General features: G+C 46.4%; 2 protein-coding genes. Both read right to left on the bottom strand.

Annotated features, from left to right (window positions below):
* Positions 1-238: 238 nt before the first annotated feature.
* The gene (locus ACEO2X_RS13935) at positions 239-787 is read right to left on the bottom strand and encodes an ead/Ea22-like family protein (RefSeq protein ID WP_001289873.1); all 549 of its coding nucleotides are present in this window, start codon (positions 785-787) and stop codon (positions 239-241) included.
* Positions 784-966 (bottom strand): TraR/DksA family transcriptional regulator (locus tag ACEO2X_RS13930; protein ID WP_148114142.1); only part of this gene is annotated, 183 nt, incomplete at its 5' end. The genes ACEO2X_RS13930 and ACEO2X_RS13935, both read right to left, overlap by 4 nt.

Below are 966 nucleotides of genomic sequence, written 5' to 3'. Positions count from 1 at the left end.
GATAACGCCCAATCTTTTTGCTCAGACTCTAACTCATTGATACTCATTTATAAACTCCTTGCAATGTATGTCGTTTCAGCTAAACGGTATCAGCAATGTTTATGTAAAGAAACAGTAAGATAATACTCAACCCGATGTTTGAGTACGGTCATCATCTGACACTACAGACTCTGGCATCGCTGTGAAGACGACGCGAAATTCAGCATTTTCACAAGCGTTATCTTTTACAAAACCGATCTCACTCTCCTTTGATGCGAATGCCAGCGTCAGACATCATATGCAGATACTCACCTGCATCCTGAACCCATTGACCTCCAACCCCGTAATAGCGATGCGTAATGATGTCGATAGTTACTAACGGGTCTTGTTCGATTAACTGCCGCAGAAACTCTTCCAGGTCACCAGTGCAGTGCTTGATAACAGGAGTCTTCCCAGGATGGCGAACAACAAGAAACTGGTTTCCGTCTTCACGGACTTCGTTGCTTTCCAGTTTAGCAATACGCTTACTCCCATCCGAGATAACACCTTCGTAATACTCACGCTGCTCGTTGAGTTTTGATTTTGCTGTTTCAAGCTCAACACGCAGTTTCCCTACTGTTAGCGCAATATCCTCGTTCTCCTGGTCGCGGCGTTTGATGTATTGCTGGTTTCTTTCCCGTTCATCCAGCAGTTCCAGCACAATCGATGGTGTTACCAATTCATGGAAAAGGTCTGCGTCAAATCCCCAGTCGTCATGCATTGCCTGCTCTGCCGCTTCACGCAGTGCCTGAGAGTTAATTTCGCTCACTTCGAACCTCTCTGTTTACTGATAAGTTCCAGATCCTCCTGGCAACTTGCACAAGTCCGACAACCCTGAACGACCAGGCGTCTTCGTTCATCTATCGGATCGCCACACTCACAACAATGAGTGGCAGATATAGCCTGGTGGTTCAGGCGGCGCATTTTTATTGCTGTGTTGCGCTGTAA

The organism is Acinetobacter sp. AL9, assembly GCF_041464035.1.
Classification (GTDB): domain Bacteria; phylum Pseudomonadota; class Gammaproteobacteria; order Pseudomonadales; family Moraxellaceae; genus Acinetobacter; species Acinetobacter towneri.
The sequence above is the reverse complement of the archived record's forward strand: the minus strand, read 5'-3'. Positions and strand labels throughout refer to the sequence as shown.